The following is a 21,320-nucleotide window of genomic DNA, read 5'->3' on the forward strand; positions in this document are numbered from 1 at the left end:
CATTCGAGACCCCATGACTTCTCACAAATTGACTGCCGAGGTGGCCGACCGTTCGCGCGCCATGCGGATCGCGGGCGCACTGCAGGATCTGCTGGTGCCGCCGCCCGATGCCCTCACCGTGTTCGAGGAGCCGGGCACGGCCGACGCCGACGAAGCGCCAACCGTAAGGGGCTGGCGCATCGAAGCGTATTTCTCGGAGCCGCGCGTGCCAGCCGAGCTGGAAGCCGATCTCGCGGCCCTGCTTGGCGAGGCCTCGCCGTCGTTCCAGCCGGCCGACATTCCCGACGTCAACTGGGTGGCACTTTCGCAAGCGGCGCTGCCGCCTGTTCGGGCCGGACGCTTCACGGTGCATGGGGCGCACGACACGGATCGCGTACCGCAGGGGCCGGGCGCCATCCTGATCGAAGCGGGAGAGGCGTTCGGAACGGCGCATCATGCGACGACGTATGGCTGCCTTCTGGCGCTCGATCAGCTCGCACGCACTCATAGCTTCAAGCGCATCCTGGATCTCGGCTGCGGCTCCGGCATTCTCGCGATTGCCGCCACGCGGGCCTGGGGTAAGGCACGCATCCTCGGCGTCGACATCGACGAGCGGTCGGTGGAGGTTGCCGACGAGAACGCCCAGACGAACAAGGCTGCCGAGCGCATCGAATTCGTTTGCGGAGGCGTGGACGCGCCCGCCATACGCCGCGCGGCGCCGTTCGATCTCGTCGTGGCGAACATCCTGGCTGCGCCCTTGATCGAGCTTGCGCCCGACATCGCCCGGGTTGCAGACGCGCCCGGCGGCATCGTCGTGCTGTCGGGGCTTCTGAACCGCGAGGCCGCGGCCGTGCAGGCGGCCTACCAGGCGCAGGGCTTCGCACTCCTCTCTCATCGGCGTTACGATGGCTGGTCCGTGCTGACGCTCGTCAAGCGCGGCTGATCTTTCGAAGGCTCTCCCATGTTTCAAACGTTCGCCGCGCCGTCTCATGCCACCGCCGTTCCCGAGCGGATCAAGGGACTGCGCAGTCTCCTCGCCGACAAAGGCCTCGATGCGTTCATCCTGCCGCGCGGCGACCCGCACCAGAGCGAGTACGTCGCGCCCGCGTTCGAGCGGCTCGCGTGGCTCACGGGCTTTACGGGAAGCGCGGGGCTGGTTGCGGTCGCGCGGCGGCAGGCGGGGCTGTTCGTGGACGGGCGCTATACGGTGCAGGCGCGCAGCGAATGCGGCGGCGGGCTGTTCGATCTGCCGGGTATTGCGCGCACGGCCCTCGTGCCGTGGCTCAGGGAGAAGCTGAAGCGCGGCGACGTGGTGGGGTTCGATCCCTGGCTGCATACGGTGTCGGAGATCGAACGATTGCGCGCCGCGCTGAGGCCTGCCGGCATCACGTTCAAGCCCGTACGACGTAATCCCATCGACACGCTGTGGGGCCGCGCGCGCCCCGCGCCGCCGCTCGGGCCTGTGCTGCCGCATCCGATGAAGTATGCGGGCCGCACGGCGGAGACCAAGATCGCCGCGGTGCAGAAGGTTCTGAAAGAAGACGGCCAGGATGCGGTCGTGCTGACAAGCCCGGATTCCGTTTGCTGGCTGTTCAACATTCGCGGCCAAGACGTGCCGCACAATCCGATTGTGCTCGCGTTCGCGGTCGTGCCTGCGCAGGGTAAGCCTGAACTCTTCGTCGCACCGGAAAAGCTCACGCGCGAAGCCCGCCAGCAACTCGACGGCGCCGTAAAGACGCAAGCGCCGGACGCGCTGAAAAGCCGTCTTCAGACGCTGCGCAAAGCCGGAAAGGCCGTGCGCCTCGATCACGACCGCGCAGCGTGGGCACTGGCGCGCGCGCTCGGGCCGAGCGCGGTACGCGGGGCCGATCCCTGCGTCGCCATGAAAGCCATCAAGAACCCGGCCGAGATCAAAGGTGCGCGGGCAGCACACGTGCGCGACGGCGCGGCGGTGGTGCAGTTTCTCGCCTGGCTCGACGGCGCGATTGCGGACGGCACGCGCATCGACGAGATCCAAGCCGTCACCGCGCTCGAAGCACAGCGCGCGGCGACCGGCGCACTCAAGGAGATCTCGTTCGATACGATCTCGGGCAGCGGCCCGAACGGCGCCATCGTGCATTACCGCGTGACGGAGGCAACGAACCGCAAACTGAGAACCGACGAGCTCTTTCTCATCGACTCGGGCGCGCAGTACCTCGACGGCACGACCGACATCACGCGGACCGTCGCCATCGGCACGCCGAGCGCGGAAATGCGCGAGCGCTTTACGCTGGTGCTCAAGGGGCATATCGCCATCGCTACCGCGCGCTTTCCCAAAGGCACGCGCGGGCTGGATCTCGACCCGTTCGCCCGGCGCGCGCTGTGGGCCCACGGCCTCGACTACGATCACGGCACGGGCCATGGCATCGGCAGCTATCTCTCCGTGCACGAGGGGCCGCAGTCGATCTCGCGGGCGGGCACGGCCGTGATCGAACCCGGCATGATCATCTCGAACGAGCCGGGCTATTACAAAGAGGGCGCGTACGGCATCCGCATCGAGAACCTCGTGCTCGTGACCGAGCCCGAAACGCCCAAAAGTGGCGAGCGCGACGTGATGGCTTTCGAGACGTTGACGCTCGTGCCGATCGACCGGCGTCTCGTCGTGAAAGAGTTGCTGACGCCAGACGAGGTGGGCTGGCTCGACAGCTATCACGCGCGCGTCGCGGCCGAGATCGGGCCGCATCTCGAAGGGGCCGCGCTGACCTGGCTCGACGCAGCGACGCAACCGATCTGATCTCCGCCGCGGATTGGCGAACAGACACGTTTCGATGGCGACGCTCCCGGCACGAGTCGTTGCAGGCGCGGCTGCGCAACCGTCTGAAACGGGCCCCGGCATAAAAGACTCGCCGTGAGCACTCTCATTTTTTCTATTTTTCTCAATGCGTCACGTCGATTTTCTATTATCATCTATGAGTTGTGATTCGGGCATGCCGCGGCCCAGCGCTGCATCGCTCACAGATACGATTTCGATCGTGCGCCTCGCGTACGGCGCCGGTTAGACACGACACAATCGAACTCCGTGGAGCGCCGTCCCATGACCGACGCGAGCAGCCCTCTGCCCGCTCCCAACCTCATGCCGCTCATGCGCTACCGCGACCTCGCGGAAGCGATGATCTGGCTTGAGCGGGCCTTCGGCTTCGAGAAGCAGATCGCCGTTTCCGATAACGACGGAGCGGCCATCTACGGGCAGATGACCTATCGCGGCAGCCTCATGATGATGGGGGCTGTGCGCGACACCGATCTCGACAAGCTCATGCGTCAACCGGACGAGGTGGGCGATGTCGAGACGCAGAGCTGCTACATCGTCGTCGAGGACGCCGACGCACACTACGCGCGCGCGGTCGAAGCGGGCGCGGAGATCGTGCTCGAAATCAAGAGCGACGGGCTTGGCCGGCGCGGCTACTCCTGCCGCGATCCGCAGGGGCATATCTGGAACTTCGGAACCTACAATCCGGCCAAGGGGCTCGCGCCGGTCGCGGCGGTCGCCTGCGATGCCGCGCCCTACGTTTCGGCCGATACGCCATCCGCCGCATCCCGGTTTCGCACCCCTTTCGCAACGGCTGCGGCGTTGTTGCTCGCGGTGGGGGCCGGCACCTGGCTCTTTGCGGACAGTATCAAGACAGACCTCGCTCAACGCTTCGCCCAGGAACAAACGGCCGAGGCGGAAGCCGCCTATGCGGAACTCGCGAAGGTGAGGGCCGAAAAGCGCGCGGCGGACGCGAAAGTCGCCGAACTCAACCAAAAGCTCGAAGCCGCCAGCGGCGCGCGCCGAGCAGACGACAGCGCAGCTCTCCAAGCGGAGATGGCGCGTGCCGAAAAGGCTGAAGCCGAAAAGAGCGAGGCAGAGAACGTTCTCGCCAAGGCAGAAAGCGCACGTCGCGATGCCGAAGCGGAGGTTGCCGCGCTCAAGGCGGAACTCGACCGCGAACGCGTGGCGGCGAAGACGGCGAGCGCCCAGCGGCAGAGCGAGGAAGCCGACGCGAAGCAAGCCGGCCTCGTAGCGAAGCGTCTTCAAGACGAGTTGGCGGAGACGCGGAGTGCGCGCCTCAAGGCTGAAGCGGAAACCGTGACACTGAAGGCGGAACTGGAGCGCCAGCAGATCGCCCTCGATACCGCGAATGAGGCTAAGCGGATCAGCGAAGAGAAACTCGCCGTCCAGACCGCCACAGCCACCGCAGCCGAAGCCCTGGCGCACAAGATGGCTCAAACGGCTGCGCGCGCCGACGCCGCCCCGCCCCCTGCCGCTCCGTCACCCGCCGTCGAAGCGTTTGCACAGACGGCGGTTCCGGCGACGCCTCCGGGCGGAGCGCACGACATCGAAACCTCCGCAACGGGTCCGGCCACAACGGCGGCCAACGCCACGGACGACGCGAAGGCTGCCCCGCGTCCTCGCAAAGCCGGAAAACGGACAGCCCGGCGCAATACGTTCAGGCGGGCCGCCGCAGCGCGCGCCGACCAGACCCATCCGCCGACCTACGTCGTCAATCTGCGCGACGTGCCGTGGCCTTACAGCGCCTGGTACAAATGATCCGACGCTTCGGCGCCTGACACCGAAGACAGGCGAACGGCGCCGCTGACCCGGCGCCTTCGCGGCCCACCTGTTCCCGCGGGAACAGCATCCCTGGTCATTCCCCGTCACGTTCGAAGGATCGGCAGCACGGCGCACATATTTTCTCGCGCCCTTCTGCCGCTCGAACCGTGCCCCTGTCCGCAGCTCCCCATGCTGGACAGCGCGCGTGCGTCATCCGAAAACCAGGAAAGGGGCGGATATGTCTTCGAAAGCTTCTCTTTTGATCCTAAGCCTGATCGCGGGCGCGGCGGCCACCGTGTCGCCCGCTATCGCTGCAACTCACGAGCGTGGAGCGCCTGCCAAGTCAGCCGTCGCAAAGGCACAGGAGCCGATGCGCACGACCGACGCGAAGCCCGTTCTCAAAGCGGACAAGCCGAGCACGAAGCAAGCGAGCGCGTCGAATTCGGCCAGGTCGAGCCCGGCCGACGTCAAGCGCGGGCGCAAACAGGCCAAGGCCAGGCCGAAGACGCGGAGGGCGGCGAGCGCGCGGGCCGCCGCGGCGAAGCCCCATGCCGTCTCCAAGCGCGAAGCTCTCTCGCGGGCCAAGCCGACCTCGAAAATATCTCCGAGGCGTGCGCGTTACGTCGACGAGCGCGAGCGGGCACTCGATGTCGCCGCCTCCTACGCGCCCAAGACGATTGCGCGCCTGCGCCGCAACCGGACCATCGAGCGTGCAGAAACCTCGCGTGCGAGCCGCGATGCCGGCTGGCACCGTTACGTGGATACCTACGAGCGGAAGCGCTGAGCCACTGAACACAGAGCGACGGGCGGCGAGGACGACGGGTCCTTCGCCGCTCGCGTGCTACGTGCCGATGAGATCCAGCCATTCGTCTTCGGTCAGCACGGCCACGCCGAGCGCCTGGGCGTTTTTGAGCTTCGAGCCGGCATCCGCTCCGGCCACCAGGTAATCTGTCTTGGCCGACACCGAGCCCGACACCTTTGCGCCCAATCGCTCCGCCCGAGCCTTGGCCTCGCTGCGCCCCATACGTTCGAGCTTGCCGGTAAACACAACCGTCTTTCCCGATACGGGCGACTCGACCACCGTCTGGCGCACAAACGGCGTCACTTGCACATGCGAGAGAAGATCGTCGACCGCTTCGATGTTATGGGGCTCGGAGAAGAAGTCGACCAGCGCATCGACGACGGTCTCGCCGATGCCTTCGATGGCATCGATGTCGGCGTAGGCTTCGCTGTCCTTGCCGCCCGCGACGGCTGCGTCCACCGCTGAACGGAACGCCTCCCACGTCTGATAGGCGCGTGCCAGATCCTTGGCTGTGGTCTCGCCCACATGGCGGATCCCGAGCGCGAAGATCACACGATCGAGCGGCATTTTGCGGCGCGCATCAATGGCGCGGAGCAGTTTCTCGACCGACTTGGCGCCAAAACCCTTGCGCTTTGCAAGCGGCACTTCGCTTGCGTTGTCGCGCGTTTCGAGCGTGAAGATGTCGGCGGGACGGCGGATCAAGCCTTCGTCGAAGAAGAGCGCGATCTTCTCTTCTCCGAGGCCTTCGATGTCGAAGGCCAGGCGCGAGACGAAATGCTTGAGGCGCTCCTTCGCTTGAGCCGGGCAGACGAGCCCGCCCGTGCAGCGGCGCACGACGCCGCCTGCCCCCGGGCTCTCGTCGGCTTCGCGCACGGCGTGGCTGCCGCAGATCGGGCAGGTCTTCGGAAACTGGTACGGCTCGGCGCCTGCCGGCCGCTTCTCGACCATGACGCGGACGATCTGCGGGATGACGTCGCCCGCGCGCTGCACGACGACGGTGTCGCCGATGCGAATGTCCTTCCTCGCGATCTCGTCTTCGTTGTGCAGCGTCGCGTTCGAGACGACCACGCCGCCGACGGTCACGGGCTCCAGCTTCGCGACGGGCGTGAGCGAACCCGTGCGGCCCACCTGGATCTCGATGTCGCGCAGCACCGTGACGGCCTGCTCGGCCGGGAACTTGTGCGCGATGGCCCAACGCGGCGAACGGGACACAAAACCGAGCCGCTCCTGCAGGTCCAGCCGGTTCACCTTGTAGACGACGCCGTCGATGTCGTAGCCGAGCGACGCGCGGCGGTCCGCGATGTCGGCATAAAACGCCAGGAGTTCGTCTGCACTCTCGCACAGTTGCATGAGCGGATTCACGGGCAGGCCCCACTTCGCGAAGGCCTCGACCATGCCCTTCTGCGTGTCCGCCGGCATGTCCGACATCTCGCCCCATGCGTATGCGAAGAAGCAGAGCGGGCGGGATGCCGTGATACTGGAATCGAGCTGGCGCAACGAGCCGGCAGCAGCATTCCGCGGATTGGCGAACACCTTGCCCCCCGCCTCGGCCTGCGCCCTGTTGAGCGCCGCAAAGTCGGCGTGGCTCATATAGATCTCACCGCGGATTTCCGCGACGGCCGGGACGTTCGATCCTCGAAGCGTGTGGGGGATCTCGCCAATGGTGCGCACATTCGCCGTGACGTTCTCGCCCTCCGCGCCGTCACCGCGCGTCGCGGCTTCGACCAAGCGGCCCTCCTCGTAGCGGATCGAGATCGAGAGACCGTCGATCTTCGGCTCGGCCGTGAAGGCGAGCGCGTCTTCGGGCTTGAACGATAGGAAGCGGCGGACGCGGGCCGCGAACTCCGTGAGGTCAACGTCGTCGAAGGCATTGCCAAGCGACAGCATCGGCACACGATGGCGAACCTTGGCGAAGGTTTCGGACGCGGGCGCGCCGACGCGATGCGAGGGACTGTCTGCGCGCACGAGCGCAGGGAAGCGAGCCTCTATCGCGTCGTTGCGCTGGCGGAGCGCATCGTAGTCGGCATCCGAGATCTCGGGAGCGTCGGACTGATAATAGAGGAGGTCGTGCTGCGCGATCTCGGCGGCAAGACGCGCGAGTTCTGCCGCGGCGTCGCTTTCGCTCAACTCCTCGACGGGGTGGAGTTCGGGCTTTTTCTTGCTCTTGGACATTGCCGCCGCGCGTCAATACTCGATTGGCAGCATCAATAGCGGAGGACGCCTTCAAAGCAAACGGGTGTCAGCCCGGACCGCCAAGGCCGAACTTCGGCACGGCGCGCCATGCCTTGGTCATCCAGGAGTCGCTATCCGCGTTCGGCGTGTAGCCGCCTTGAGTCAATAGCGCGTGGGCGTCGCGATACCACTTCGACTCCGGGAAGTTGTGGCCGAGCACGGCCACCGCAGTCTGCGCCTCGTTCACCACGCCGAGCGCCATGTAGCACTCGGTGAGGCGCATCAACGCCTCTTCCACGTGCGCCGTCGTCTGGTAATCGGACACGACCGTGCGGAAGCGGTTGATGGCCGCCACGAAGTTCTTCTGGCCCTGGTAGTAGCGGCCAACCTCCATCTCGGAGGCGGCGAGGCTGTCCTCGGCGATGCGGATGCGGTTCTCAGCCTGGCGCGCGTAGGTGCTGTCGGGATAGCGCGACTGCAGAATTTTCAGCTGCTCGAGCGCCTTGCGCGTCGCGCTCTGGTCGCGGTTCGCCGTCTTGATTTCGTCGAAGTAGGAAGACGCGATGATGTGATGGGCGAGCGGCGCATCTTTCGTGCCAGGATGCATGACGACATAGCGCTCGGCGGACGCAACTGCCTCCGGTCCTTTGCCGGCCTTGTAGTAGGCATAGGCTGCAAGCACCATCGCGCGGCGCGCTTCCGGCGAATAGGGATGCGACCGATCGAGATCCTCGAATTTCTTGGCCGCGTCCTGGAAGCGCCCGCGATTCATGAGCGAGTCGGCGTCGGCATACATCTTCTCGGGCGGATCGGCGTTGAGGATGCTGGTGGCATCGGACGAGGACGCGCAGCCGCCGAGGGCCAGTCCGGCGCCTGCCATCGCGCACCACATGACGGCGGCGGCCCATTTCGGCGTCTTCAGCATCGAATGCCCTACTCCCCAACCCCGGTCGGCGATGTGCGCGCTTTGGGGGCGCATCGTCCTCATGATCCAGGTCTTTGACGAGACCGATGTAGCACACTTCAAAACAGGCCTGAAGCCGACAAGGGCATGAACTATCCCGGCGGCGAAGCTATCCCCACAATGTGGTTGATCTGAGACTTGGAGCGAAATTTTCCGCCATGCCACGATGCAAAAGTCTCTGACATATCAAGAGACTGCACTGTCGCGCGCAAGCGACACGCGCTCACGCGCGCGAACATCCCGAGAGTCGTTCTACTTCGCTGAAAAGCGGCGATTACTCGCCCGCAGCGGCGACAACGGCCGGTTCGAAGGGAAGCGTGCGGGGCTCGCGGACGCGGGGCGCCTGCACGATGGCCCAAGCGGTGGTGTCCTCCAGCAGCTTCTGGAGCACCAGCGAGTTCAGCCGGTGGCCGCCACGCAGCGAGCGGTAAGCGCCGATGATCGGATGTCCGGCGAGGCCGAGATCGCCCACGGCATCCAGCATCTTGTGGCGGACGAACTCCTGCGGATCGCGCAGACCTTCGCGGTTCATGATGCGGTCGTCGCCGATGGCGACAGTGTTGGTCAGGTTGGCACCGAGCGCAAGGCCGGCCTTCCAAAGGCGCTCGACGTCGCTCATGAAGCCAAACGTGCGGGCGTGGGCCACTTCGTTGCGGAAGACGCCGGGGCTCATCTCGAACGCCATGCGCTGGCGGCCAATGATCGGCGATGGGAAATCGATCTCGACATCGAGGTGGAGGCCGGAGGAATGCGGCCCCAGCTCACCCCAGCAGTCGCCCTCTTCGACACGTACGGTTTTCAACACCTTGAGGAAACGGCGGGGCGCGGCGAGCTCGCGGACGCCAACCTCGTCAATGGCATCGACGAACGGCTTGGAGCTGCCGTCCATGATCGGCACTTCCTTGCTGTCGATTTCGATGACGCAGTTGTCGATGTGGAGGCCGCGCAGCGCGGCGAGGAGGTGCTCGACGGTGGAAACGGTAACGCCTTCGTCGTTTCCGATGACCGTGCAGAGCGTGAGATTCTTGACGTTACAGACTTTGGCGGGGATCTCGGCGGTGATGCGGCCGCGTTTCGTGACGATAAATCGAAGGCCGGTATCGGCTGCCGCCGGATGCAGGATCACCGAAACCGGCGCTCCGCTATGCACCCCCGTGCCATGGACTTCGATGTCACGGGCAATCGTCGTCTGTCGTGCGCCAATGAATCGATTTGACATTCTGCGCCGTCCCTCGTTGCCGACATTCCGCCTTTTCGGCGGTCCGTCACCCCCGGCCAAAGTTCGCTCTCCGCTCACCCCGTTCCCCGTACTGCATCTGCCCAGCCTGCTTAATTTTGCAGGGTTTTATTAGGTATGTTGGGCAGGCGGGTGAGGCGGATCCTCCGTGCGAACCGGTCGTTATGGTGAAACGATAGTCGCCGTGCCCGTGTGGCACAAATCACGCTTTCTTACGGTGTGTTACGATCCGGGACATTCCTCAACGGACGTTCCGGCCGCGTCGAACGGAATCGCTATCTAGCGACCGCGCTCCCGAAAAAAAACTGGCAATTCAGCATCTTGGTTGCCGGGCCGATTTTCGTCCGTTGAATGATTTTCATAATCCTGCACACCGCCATTCTGGTGGGCCGGGCCGTCGGCATAGCCAGACGGGTGATAGCCCGCCGGCTCCGCGTGATGCGATGGGTCCGAATCAGGCGCACCACGGACTTTTCCGGCGAGTCGCTCGAAAAGACCGAGCCGGCGGCGTGGCTCCGCGCCGTGGCCAGCCGGCTGCTCGCGCGATTCCTCCATGGCCCGATAAACCCGCTGGGCAACAGGGGGGAAATCGCCGACATCGGGCATGCGGCGCTGCTGGCGGCGGATCTCGGATGGCGCTTCCGGCATGAAGCCGGCCTGACCATGGGCCCCAGGCTGACCATGGGCCGACGCGTAACCCTGGTGCGGTAACGGCGGGGGCGACGCGCCCTGAAGCTGGGGCGGTCCGCTCTCGATGGTGACGTTGCCGGGACCGTGCCACGCGTCGCCCGAGCGACCTTGGCCCGGCGCACGGCCGGAAGCGGGGACGCCAGACCTCGGCGCACCGGATGAAGGCGACGACGGCGAATACTGGAGCGCTTCCGTCAGGCGGCGCTGCATATCCTGCGGCGCGGGCGCGCGGTCGTCACGCGCCGCAGCGGGCGGATGTCCGGTCGGCGGCAGGCGGCGGCGGGGTTCGGCCGACGCCGGATTGCGTCCGCCGCGCATCCAGTCGTCGGACTGCGCCTGCGGATGGCGGTCGCCCTCCGCCACGCGGTTCATGCCGGATGCGACGATGGACACGCGGATGCGGTCGCCGAGGCTTTCGTCGTACGTGGCGCCGACGATGATGTTGGCCTCGGGATCCACTTCCTGGCGCACGCGGCTGGCCGCTTCGTCGACTTCGTAAAGCGTGAGATCCTTGCCGCCGGTGATCGACAGCAAAAGCCCTTTGGCACCGCGCAGCGACACGTCGTCGAGCAGCGGATTGGCGATGGCTTCCTCGGCAGCGACGGTGGCGCGGTTCTGACCTTCCGCCTCGCCCGTGCCCATCATGGCGGTGCCCATGTCCGTCATCACGGTGCGCACGTCGGCGAAGTCGAGGTTGATGAGGCCTTCCTTCAAAATCAGATCGACGATGCAGGCCACGCCCGAATAGAGCACCTGATCGGCCATCACGAAGGCCTCGGAGAACGTCGTGCGCTCGCTCGCGACGCGGAACAGGTTCTGGTTCGGGATGACAATCAGCGTGTCGACGTAGGGGCGTAGTTCCTCGATGCCCGCTTCCGCCACGCGCATGCGGCGTGCGCCTTCGAACAGGAACGGCTTGGTGACGACGCCAACGGTCAGGATGCCCATCTCACGCGCCACGCGCGCGATGACGGACGCCGCCCCGGTGCCCGTTCCGCCGCCCATGCCCGCGGCGATGAACACCATGTGCGAGCCCTTGATGAAGGTGCGGATCTCTTCGATCGATTCCTCGGCCGCAGCCTCGCCGATCTCGGGGCGCGAACCGGCGCCGAGCCCTTCGGTGAGGGCTGCGCCAAGCTGAATTCTGAGATCGGTCGCGGCTGCCACGAGCGCCTGTGCGTCCGTGTTGGCGACGATGAAGTCGACACCGGCCAGCCCCGAGGCGATCATGTTGTTGACGGCGTTGCAGCCCGCACCGCCGATGCCGATCACCGTGAGCTTCGGCCTGAGTTCCGACATGCTCGGCAGGTCGCTCTTGGTGCTCATCTAACCCCCGTTCCGCGCGAGGGAGACAGTCCGCGCGACGCGGCTCCCCGGCTTTTCGACACTGCCCGTCCGGTCATTGCCGGCAGCGAGCTAAAATCCTTCCCTGAGCCAAGACCCCACGCGCTTGAGATAGCTCTCCGATTGGGGATCGCGGCCCTGGTAAATCCACCGGCCCGTGCGCGCTTGCGTCTCCGCAAGCAGCAGGCCGACAACGGTCGAAAACGCAGAACTCGACACTGCAGGCGGCAATCCGGACACCACCTGCGGACGGGCAACGCGAACGGGTCTCCCCAGTTCCGCCGCCGCAAAATCAGCGAGCCCTGTCATCTCGCTCGTGCCCCCGGTGAGCACAAGTGCGCGGCCCGCCAGGGCCGAAAGCTCGCAGGCCTCAAGCCGCTCACGAATGTGATCCACGATGGCCTTCACGCGCGGACGGATCACATCGACAAGCTCGGCTCGCGTCCTCTGATGCATCACGGCGTCTTCCTCTCCGGCGGCCGGATACGAGAAGACGTCGCGCTCATCGGAGGGCGCGCCGATCACTGTGCCATAAAGCGCTTTGATTCGCTCGGCCTCGGCAAGGGGTGTATGCAACGAGCGGGCGATATCGAACGTGATCTGGGCGCCGCCAAGGGGGGCAGCCCCCGCATGCACGAAGCGATCCTCGGCGAACATGGCGAAACTCGTGGCGCCGGCGCCGATATCGATGGCCGTGACCCCGAGGCGCCGCTCGTCCTCGCTGGTGACGGCGAGCGCGCTGGCGTAGGGCGCCGCGACGAGGCTTGCCACCTCCAGATAGCAGCGCCCGACCACCATCAGAAGATTGCGGAGCGGCGCTTCGTCGGCCGTCACGGCGTGGAGATCGATCGCAATCTCGCGCGCTGCGAGGCCGCGGGGGTCGCGCGCACCGGGAACGCCGTCGATGCGCAGCGCCACCTCGTTCATGTCGACGAGAGACCTGCCGCCCTGCTCGGCAAACGTGCGGCCAGCATCGAGCATACGGCCGAGATCCGCCTCACGCACGACACCGCCTGCGATTTCGGCTCGGGCCGCGAAATTGTGCGACTTCAACCGCCCACACGACACGGCAAGGTGCACCTCGGTGAGTTCTACACCCGCCATGCGCTCGGCCTGCGCGACGGCAGCACGGACGGCCTGCTCGGCCCGGTCGAGATCGATGACGACGCCGCCCTTGATGCCTTCGGCGCGCTGATGGCCGACACCGAGGATGCGCATGCGCGGAGACGCGGGCGCACCACCGCTCTCGCTCGCGTCCGCAACGGATGCAATCAGGCAGGCCACCTTGCTGGTGCCGATGTCGAGCACGCCCTTGACGCTCTTCGGCGTTCCGCTGCCCCATCTGCGTTCGCGGCTCATTTCATTCCTCCGCCTCAGGAGCCGGCGCCGGGCGCCGCGCCGGGCCCGTTTGCGCCGCCGTTTTCTTCATGACGAACCGCGACGCGTCCCGGTCCGCGGAAATCGAGCGAATTGCCGCCCGCATTGACGAGCGCGAGAAGCTCGGAATCGCGCGACAGCATTTCGAGCACGCCCACCTCGTTATCGGCGGGCAGAACCAAGGTCGATCCGTTCGCGAGGCGAAGCGTCCAGCGGCGTTCGGACACGCGCTCGGCTTCGGCGAGGCGGCTCGCGATCGCAGGATAGCGAGAGACGGTCTCCATGAGGCTGGCTGCTTCGCTGGCCGCGCCTTCGCCCGCAAAGCGCGGCAGGTCGGGCAGCGCTTCGCCGCTCACGGCGGCAAGCACACGGCCGGTCTTGTCGATGAGATAGCGGCGGTCGGCGCGCGACCACAACGCGTACGGCGTGCGCTCTGTGACGCGCACTTCTAGGCGACCGGGATAGACGCGGCTCAATTCGGCGGTGTCGATCCAGGGAAGGCGCTCGATGCGTGCCTTGACGGCCGCGCTGTCGAGGGCTGCAAAGGTGCGCACGTTGCCGAGATCCATCGCATCGAAGATCTCGCCGTCGAAGCTCATGCGATGGCCTTCGAGCACGACCTGGTCGATGCCGAAGCCGGCGAAACGTGCGAGGCGCTCAAGCTCCGGCGTGCCGGAGAGGCGGGCCGCTTCTTCCATCGCGCCGATCCCGAGGCCGGCGACGAGCGCGATGGCGAGAATGCGCGCACGGCGCGAGAGCAGCGGGGAGAATGCGCGAGGCTCGGCTGACGAGCCAAGGGGGAGAACAAGGTTAGAAGCGGGCGTTTCGTGGAGCGGATCATGCTCCTCGATGCGTCGTGTCCGGCTCTGCCTTATCTCGAACAACTCGCGTCCTCAACGATCCATCGTACAAGCTCGCCGAACGACCAGCCTGCGTACGCCGCAAGCTCGGGCACAAGCGAGGTTCCGGTCATGCCCGGCTGCGTATTGACTTCGAGGCAAACCAGTTCGCCGGTGCCACCCGGTGTGTCATCGAAACGGAAGTCCGCACGCGACACTCCCCGGCAGCCAAGCGAAGCGTGGGCTGCAACCGTGTATTTCCGGATCAACTGGTAAACATCCGGTAAAAGTTGCGCAGGCAGCTCGTGATGAGAGCCGCCAGGAGCGTATTTTGCCTCGAAATCGTAGTAGGGGAGATCGGCACGCGGGACGATCTCAATCACGCCGGTCACAAAATCGCCGATGACGGCGCACGTCAGCTCGCGCCCCGCGATGTAGCGCTCCACCATCACGATCTCGTCCGGCGCACCGCCCGCCAGGATGGCTTCCGGCGGACGGGCGGTTCCCGGCGGCACGATGACGACGCCGACGCTCGAACCTTCCGTCGGCGGCTTCACCACGTAGGGCGGCGGGAAAACGTGCGCCGCTGCCGCGTCTCGGCGCGGCACGAGCTTCGCGTTCGCCACCGGCACGCCCGCCGCGCGCATCACCGTCTTCGCCTGCTCCTTATGCATGGCGAGCGCCGAGGACAGAACGCCCGAGTGCGTATAGGGAAGGCCGAGCGTTTCGAGGATGCCCTGGATGCATCCGTCCTCGCCGAAGCGGCCGTGCAGCGCGTTGAAGCAGACATCGGGGCGGAGTTCCTGCAGCCGGCTTGCGATGTCGCGGTCCACGTCGATCCGCATCACGCGATAGCCCTCGCCTTCGAGCGCGTCGGCCACGGCCTTGCCGGAATTCAGGCTGACTTCGCGCTCGGCGGATAGTCCACCCATCAGCACGGCGACATGCGAAACCGTGCGCGGCGGGGCAATCCCCAGCTTATCCGTCATGACACAACCGTCTCGGCCAAGGCTTCACCGACGGGGCGGCCTTCGAGCGGCTGCCCCAGGCGAATGATTTCCCATTCGAGCGTCACGCCGGACGTTGCCTTGACGCGCGCACGCACCGTCTCGCCCAGGCGCTCGATGTCTTCGCCCGTGGCGCCCTGGTCGTTGATGAGAAAGTTGCAGTGCTTTTCCGACACCGACGCGCCGCCGACGCGAAGGCCACGACAGCCCGCGGCGTCGACGAGCTTCCAAGCGCTGTGGCCGGGCGGGTTCTTGAAGGTGGAGCCGCCGGTGCGCTCCTTGATGGGTTGGTTCTGCTCGCGGTACTCGGCCACCTCGTCCATGGCGGCCAGGATGTCGGCCGGATCGCCCAGCGTGCCCTGGTAGAGCGCTTCGGTGAAGATCCAATCCGCAGGCACGCTCGAATGGCGATAGGTGAAGCCCATGTCGTCGCGCGAGAGGACGTGGATGTTGCCTTCCGGATCGACAGCGCGGGCTTCGATGAGCACGTCCTTCGTTTCGCTCCCGTGCGCACCCGCATTCATACGCAGTGCGCCACCGATGGAGCCCGGGATGCCGCGATAGAACGCAAGGCCGGCGATACCCGCCTCTGCCGCTGCGCGCGCGACCTTCACATCCGGAACCACAGTGCCGACGCGGATGCGATGCCCGGCTTCCGCTGTTATGCCGGCGAACCCGCGTCCGAGCCGGATAACGACGCCGGGGACGCCGCCGTCGCGCACGAGAAGGTTCGAGCCGAGGCCGATGACGAATGTCGGCAGGTCCTTGGGCTTGCGCTTGAGAAAGTAGGCGAGGTCGGCTTCGTCGGCCGGGAAGTAGAGCACTTGCGCCGGTCCACCGGCGCGGAACCAGGTGATGTCGGCCATCGGCGCATTGGCGGCAAGGCGACCGCGCAGGTCTGGCATCGCCGCCTTTAGATCTTGCGTGATGTCTGGGTACGTCACGGGCTCTCCCGCTCAGGTTTAGAAATGATCACAGCGCTTGGCCCGCGCGGCGCGGCTCGCTCGCAAGCAGCCATTCCGGCAGCGCGTGCGCCCATTCGGTCGAGTTGCCGGCGCCGAGCATGATCACCATGTCGCCCGCGCGGCCGTGGCGGCGCACGAGGCCCACCAGTTCGCGCGGATCGGCGACAACGGCAACGGCCCCGTGGCCCATGTTGCGGATGCCCTCAGCGAGCGTCTGCGGGTCTATGCCGTCGATGGGCTGTTCGCCGGCGCTATAGAGGGGCGCCACGATCACGCTGTCTGCGGCGCGGAAACACGATGAGAACTCGCGGAAGAGATCGCGGACGCGCGTGTAGCGATGCGGCTCGACAACGGCGATCACACGGCCGCGGGCGCTCGTGCGCGCTGCTTCGAGCACGGCCGATATTTCCGCCGGATGATGCGCGTAATCGTCGTAGATCTGGATGCCGTTCCATGTTCCGGTGAGCTGGAAGCGGCGCTTGACGCCGGAGAAGGCCGCAAGGCCTGCGCGAATCACATCGTCGGGAATGCCCGCCTCCGTCGCGACGGCGATTGCCGCGAGCGCATTCATGGCGTTGTGCTGCCCCGGCATCGGCAGAGCCCAGCCGCGCAACGCGCGCGCGCCGCCCTTCACGTGTCCGCTCAAGTCGGCGTCGATCACGGTTGTGCCGCCCTCGACGCGAAGCGCGCGCAGCACGAGATCGGAATCGTGGCGGGTGCCGTAGGTGAGCAGGCGGCGGCCGTCGCGGACCAGGTTCAGCCGCTCGATCATCTCGCGCACGACGGGATGATCCATGCAGGCGACCGCAAGCCCATAGAAGGGAATGTTGCGGAGGAACCGCTCATAGGCGGCATGCATGTTCTCGACGGAGCCGAAGTAATCGAGGTGCTCGGGATCGATGTTGGTGACGACGCCGATCTCTGTCGGCAGGCGCGTGAACGTGCCGTCGCTCTCGTCGGCCTCGACGATCATCCAGCGGCCCTGGCCGAGACGGGCGTTCGATCCCCAGGCGTTGATGATGCCGCCCGTGATCACCGTCGGGTCGAGACGCGCGCTCTCGAACAGCATGCTGATCATGGAGGTGGTGGTCGTCTTGCCGTGCGTGCCGGTGACGGAAACCGTCGCATAGAGGCGCATCAGCTCAGCCAGCATCTCGGCGCGGCGCACGATGGTGAGGCCCTTGGCGCGGGCGGCTTCGAGTTCCGGATTGCCGGGTTTCACCGCCGTCGAAATCACGACGACGCGGGCGCCGATCAGGTTCACGGCGTCATGGCCGACGAAGACGCGCACACCCTTTGTGCGCAAGCGCCGAACGTTGGCGGATTCCTTTTGGTCGCTGCCCTGGACCTGATAGCCTTTGGCGAGAAGGATCTCGGCGATGGCACTCATGCCAATGCCGCCGATGCCGATGATATGGAAAGGCCCGATGTCGCGGGGCATCTGCATGGAAGGCGTTCCTATTTCAACGCCGGGGAAGCGCGCTCGAAACGAGGGCCTCACCTGAGCGATCCTTGAAGCGATCTATCGTCGTCGTCGTGGCTTGCCCGGCCATTACGCAAGGCGAGCGGCCGCGACCTCCTCGACGAGATCCGCCAACAACCGAACGGCATCCGCCCGCCCCTCGGCCTTCGCCTTGGCCGCAGCGGCGCCAAGCATTCCGGGTTCGGCGAACAGCCTGCCGAGCTCCGTCGCGAGCCGAAGCGGCGTCAAATCCTTCTGCTCGATACACCAACTGCCCCCCGATTCGGCAAGATTTGCCGCGTTCTCCAACTGATCACTGTCGAGAGAATGCGGCAAAGGTACGAGAATAGACGGGCGGCCGATGACGGCAAGCTCCGCAACGGAGGAGGCCCCGGCGCGGGCGATGACGAGATGGCTCGATGCCATAATTTCGGGCAAGCTCTTGAAAAACGGCGCAATCTCGGCCCGGATTTCGGCGGCTGCGGTCGCGGCTTCAACGGCTGCGACGTCCTCCGGCCGCGCCTGCTGCACCACGCGCAAACGATGTCGCAGGTCGGGGGCGAGGTTCGCGAGCGCCTGGGGGACGGCTTCCGAGAAGAAGCGCGCGCCCTGGCTACCGCCAAAGACCAGGAGATGGATCGGCCCGTCTGCGGTGAGCGTCGGGTAAGGCGTCTTCGCCGCGTCGATGACCACATCGCGCACGGGGTTTCCGGTGAAGCGGGCTTTGTCGGCCAGGGCCCCGTCCAGATAGCGCGTGGCGCGGAACGAGGTGGCGACGGCGACGGCCGGGCGTGCCAGCAGCCGGTTGGCGCGGCCGAGCACTGCGTTCTGCTCGTGGAGAATGGCCGGGACGCCGAGCAACCGCGCCGCGATCAACGGCGGGACGGTCGGATAGCCGCCGAAGCCGACGACGGCAGCGGGCTTCAGCGTGCGGATAAGATTGCGGGCCTGATGGACGCCGCGGGCAAGCGTGACGGCCACGCGCGCAAGGGCGAGCGGGTTCTTCTTGCTGCCGGGCGTGGCGGAGGGAATTCGATACACCGTGCGCGCGGGAAAGCCGGTGCCGTATCGGTCGCCGCGCATGTCGGTGACGAGGTCCACGGCGCGGCCACGGCGCGCCAGTTCCTCGGCCAATGCGTAGGCGGGAAACAGATGGCCGCCCGTGCCTCCGGCGGCGAGCAGGATGGGGGCTCGGTCGGCGGGCATCACGATCTCGGCTCGCTCGTTGTGGCGAGGCTCGGCAGGTTCGGCATCAGGGGAGGTTTCCTCAAGCGGTCGGCATCGGGCCGGCGGCGGGTCAAGGCCAGCAACATACCGAGTGTGAGCGAGATCGCCAGGATGGACGAACCACCGGCTGACAGAAACGGCAACGTCATGCCCTTGGCGGGCAAAAGGCCGACGTTCACGCCCATGTTGATCAGGGCCTGAAAGCCGAACATCAGCGCCAAGCCGACGATCCCAAGACGCGTTGCCGCTTCGGGCTCGGTCTCCGCGTGGCGAAGCGCGCGCACGACGATGAACGTAAAAAGCGCGAGCACCGCAAAGCACGCGAGCGCGCCGTACTCCTCGGCCACGACGGCGAAGATGTAGTCGGTGTGGGCGTCGGGAAGGGCCGTCTTGATGGTGCCTTCCCCCGGTCCGCGTCCCAGGAACCCGCCCTCGACGAACGAGCGGATGGCGCGGTCGCCCTGGCTGAAGTCGCCGGTTTGCGGGCTGAAGAAGCGATCGATGCGGGACGCGACGTGCGGAAAATAGATGTACGCCGCGAACAGGCCGGCCCCGCCGATGGCGGCGAGGATCACCGCGCCCGTTGCCGCAAGACCCGACACGAACAACATGGCGATCCACACCAGCGTGATCAGAAACGTCTGGCCGATGTCGGGTTGCACGACAAGAAGGCCAACCATGGCCCCGAGCAGCGCGATCGCGATGGGCAGCGCGGGCATATCGGGCCGGCGGCGGGCTTCGGCAAGCAGCCACGCTGAGACGACGACGAAGGCCGGCTTGGCAAACTCGGAGGGCTGGAGCGAATGGCCCTGGATGGAGAGCCAACGGCGCGCGCCGTTGATTTCGTCGCCCGCGAAGTACACCGCGACGAGACCTATGAGCGCGCCTGCAAGAACCACCAGGCTCAATCGGCGAATGCCCGACGGGCCGAACAGCGAGACGGCGAGCATGATCACGACGCCCGCTGCCGAGAACACCACGTGGCGCTCGACGAAGTGATAGGCGGCGAAGCCCTTCTTCAAGGCGACTGCGGGGCTTGCCGCAAGCGAAAGCACGACGCCTGCACCGGCAAGAAGCAGGATCGCGAAGATCAAAGCGTGGTCCACCGTGAACCACCATTCCGCGAGCCGGCTCCTGTCCGCGCGCGAAAATTTCATGACGCCGCGCCTTCCGACGCGAGTTCGGCGACGAGCGCCTTGAAGGCGTCTCCACGCACTTCGAAATTACGGAACTGGTCGAAGGAGGCACACGCAGGCGACAGCAGGACGACGCTGCCCTCGCGGCCCGCTGCCATCGCGTCGGCCGCGGCCCGGCGCACGGCAACGTCGAGCGTGCCGCAGCGCTCGAAGTCCACCTTGCCTATGAGCGTGTTTCCGAACTCGTGCATGGACTCGCCGATGAGATAGGCGCGGGTGACACGCGGGAAATAGTAGCCGAGCGATTTGATACCGCCAGACTTCGGCCGGCCGCCGGCGATCCAGTAGATGTCGCCCGTGAAGCTCGCGAGCGCCTTTTCGGTGCTGTCGGCGTTGGTCGCCTTGCTGTCGTTGATGAAGTCCACCACGCCGATGCGACGGACGACTTCCAGGCGATGGGCGAGCCCGGGAAACGTGCGAAGCGCGGCCGCGATGTTGCCTTTGCCGCGCACGGATTTCGGCAGCGCGCTTACGGCCGCGACGGCGGCGGCGGCGTTCTGCCAGTTGTGACGGCCGCGGAGCGTCGCGATGCCGTCGAGGTCAGCAACCGGCTTTTCCTTCTCGTCCGGCGCATTCTCGTAGAGCTTGCCGTCCGACGCCGAGATGCCGTCTCCGACACGCTCGCCAACCGAGATGCGCCGCACTCTTCCGCCGCGGGCTTCCAGCGTGCGGGCGATGTCTGCGGACCAGGGATCGTCGATGCCGATGACCGCGGTCGTCTCGGCTGCGTCAACGAGTCGGCGTTTGACGTCCGCGTAGTGCTCCACCGTGCCGTGGCGATCGATATGATCGGGCGAGACGTTGAGCAGGACGGCGACAGTGGGACGGACGCTGGGTGCGAGATCGATCTGGAAGGACGACAGTTCGAGCACGTAGACGCGCTTGTCGGAAAACGGTTCGAGCGTCAGGAGCGCGCGGCCGATGTTTCCGCCAAGCTGGACGTCGGCGCCGAGTTCGCGCAGCACGTGCGCGATCAACGCCGATGTCGTCGATTTTCCGTTCGTGCCGGTGATGGCGATGACGGGTGCGGCCGGGCACACGGCGGCGCGCTCGCGGAAGAACAGCTCGACGTCGCCAATGACGTCAACGCCCGCAGCATTTGCGGCCTTGACCGTCCAATGCGGCTCGGGATGCGTGAGCGGCACGCCCGGCGCGAGCACGAGAGCTGCGAACTCCGACCAATCGGCGGTCGAGAGGTCGACCAGCGGCACGCCCGCCTGTGCTGCAGCCTCTCGGCCCTGCTCGCTATCGTCCCACGCCGCGACGCGCGCGCCGCCGTCCACGAGGGCGCGCACGGTCGCAAGGCCCGAAGCCCCGAGGCCGAAGACCGCAACGGTCCGATCGTTGAACGTCGAGACGCGAATCATGGCACCCGAGGCTAAAGTTCTTCCCAAACAGATTGAAGCGCGAATGGTCTTTGGAGCGTCGCGCCGCACCGGAGCGACGTGTCGGCTTCACCGCGTTTGTCTTCGCGCGCTGCGCCGCGTGT

Annotated in this window: 16 protein-coding genes; 4 read left to right on the forward strand and 12 right to left on the reverse strand. The window is 66.3% G+C overall.

What is annotated here, in order from left to right; translation table 11 throughout:
- The first annotated feature begins 13 nt into the window (after positions 1-13).
- From W911_RS15880 to W911_RS15895, 4 genes are all read left to right on the forward strand, one after another.
- Positions 14-922 carry a 50S ribosomal protein L11 methyltransferase gene (locus W911_RS15880; protein WP_023788561.1) on the forward strand — a complete coding sequence of 303 codons (909 nt, stop codon included), beginning with the start codon at positions 14-16 and terminating at the stop codon, positions 920-922.
- A gap of 18 nt (positions 923-940) precedes the next feature.
- Positions 941-2,752, forward strand: coding sequence for an aminopeptidase P family protein (locus tag W911_RS15885; protein WP_023788562.1), 1,812 nt, complete (start codon positions 941-943; stop codon positions 2,750-2,752).
- Positions 2,753-3,052: 300 nt separating this feature from the next.
- Entirely contained in the window at positions 3,053-4,546 is a 1,494-nt protein-coding gene (locus W911_RS18500) for a VOC family protein (RefSeq protein WP_023788563.1), read from the forward strand.
- A gap of 241 nt (positions 4,547-4,787) precedes the next feature.
- The gene (locus tag W911_RS15895; RefSeq protein WP_023788564.1) at positions 4,788-5,333 is read left to right on the forward strand and encodes a hypothetical protein; all 546 of its coding nucleotides are present in this window, start codon (positions 4,788-4,790) and stop codon (positions 5,331-5,333) included.
- A gap of 57 nt (positions 5,334-5,390) precedes the next feature.
- Here the strand turns inward: W911_RS15895 and ligA are convergent, their stop codons facing one another.
- The 12 genes from ligA to murD all read right to left on the reverse strand — a co-directional run bounded on the left by ligA (position 5,391) and on the right by murD (position 21,198).
- On the reverse strand, positions 5,391-7,523 hold the full coding sequence (ligA, locus tag W911_RS15900; protein WP_023788565.1) for an NAD-dependent DNA ligase LigA: 2,133 nt from the start codon (positions 7,521-7,523) through the stop codon (positions 5,391-5,393).
- A 67-nt stretch (positions 7,524-7,590) separates the two neighbouring features.
- The gene (locus W911_RS15905) at positions 7,591-8,448 is read right to left on the reverse strand and encodes an outer membrane protein assembly factor BamD (protein WP_023788566.1); all 858 of its coding nucleotides are present in this window, start codon (positions 8,446-8,448) and stop codon (positions 7,591-7,593) included.
- 313 nt (positions 8,449-8,761) lie between these two features.
- Complete coding sequence (gene lpxC, locus W911_RS15910; protein ID WP_023788567.1) at positions 8,762-9,706, reverse strand: UDP-3-O-acyl-N-acetylglucosamine deacetylase; 945 nt, start codon at positions 9,704-9,706, stop codon at positions 8,762-8,764.
- A gap of 297 nt (positions 9,707-10,003) precedes the next feature.
- Complete coding sequence (gene ftsZ, locus W911_RS15915) at positions 10,004-11,740, reverse strand: cell division protein FtsZ (RefSeq protein WP_023788568.1); 1,737 nt, start codon at positions 11,738-11,740, stop codon at positions 10,004-10,006.
- Between the two features lie 90 nt (positions 11,741-11,830).
- Positions 11,831-13,117 (reverse strand): cell division protein FtsA, encoded by a 1,287-nt coding sequence (ftsA, locus tag W911_RS15920; RefSeq protein WP_023788569.1) that lies wholly within the window; start codon positions 13,115-13,117, stop codon positions 11,831-11,833.
- Positions 13,118-13,131: 14 nt separating this feature from the next.
- Complete coding sequence (locus W911_RS15925) at positions 13,132-14,019, reverse strand: cell division protein FtsQ/DivIB (RefSeq protein WP_023788570.1); 888 nt, start codon at positions 14,017-14,019, stop codon at positions 13,132-13,134.
- Entirely contained in the window at positions 14,007-14,963 is a 957-nt protein-coding gene (locus W911_RS15930; protein WP_023788571.1) for a D-alanine--D-alanine ligase, read from the reverse strand. The genes W911_RS15925 and W911_RS15930 overlap by 13 nt, the downstream gene beginning before the upstream one ends.
- A complete protein-coding gene (murB, locus tag W911_RS15935; RefSeq protein ID WP_023788572.1) occupies positions 14,960-15,925 on the reverse strand; it encodes a UDP-N-acetylmuramate dehydrogenase in 966 nt (321 codons plus the stop codon). Before murB ends, W911_RS15930 begins: the two co-directional genes overlap by 4 nt.
- Before the next feature lie 28 nt (positions 15,926-15,953).
- Positions 15,954-17,393, reverse strand: a complete 1,440-nt coding sequence (gene murC / locus W911_RS15940; protein ID WP_023788573.1) for a UDP-N-acetylmuramate--L-alanine ligase — start codon at positions 17,391-17,393, stop codon at positions 15,954-15,956.
- A gap of 105 nt (positions 17,394-17,498) precedes the next feature.
- Positions 17,499-18,614, reverse strand: a complete 1,116-nt coding sequence (gene murG, locus W911_RS15945) for an undecaprenyldiphospho-muramoylpentapeptide beta-N-acetylglucosaminyltransferase (protein WP_023788574.1) — start codon at positions 18,612-18,614, stop codon at positions 17,499-17,501.
- Complete coding sequence (locus tag W911_RS15950; RefSeq protein WP_023788575.1) at positions 18,614-19,792, reverse strand: FtsW/RodA/SpoVE family cell cycle protein; 1,179 nt, start codon at positions 19,790-19,792, stop codon at positions 18,614-18,616. Before W911_RS15950 ends, murG begins: the two co-directional genes overlap by 1 nt.
- On the reverse strand, positions 19,789-21,198 hold the full coding sequence (gene murD / locus W911_RS15955) for a UDP-N-acetylmuramoyl-L-alanine--D-glutamate ligase (protein ID WP_023788576.1): 1,410 nt from the start codon (positions 21,196-21,198) through the stop codon (positions 19,789-19,791). Before murD ends, W911_RS15950 begins: the two co-directional genes overlap by 4 nt.
- Between the last annotated feature and the right edge of the window lie 122 nt (positions 21,199-21,320).

This window comes from Hyphomicrobium nitrativorans NL23, assembly GCF_000503895.1.
GTDB classification, from domain to species: Bacteria; Pseudomonadota; Alphaproteobacteria; order Rhizobiales; family Hyphomicrobiaceae; genus Hyphomicrobium_C; species Hyphomicrobium_C nitrativorans.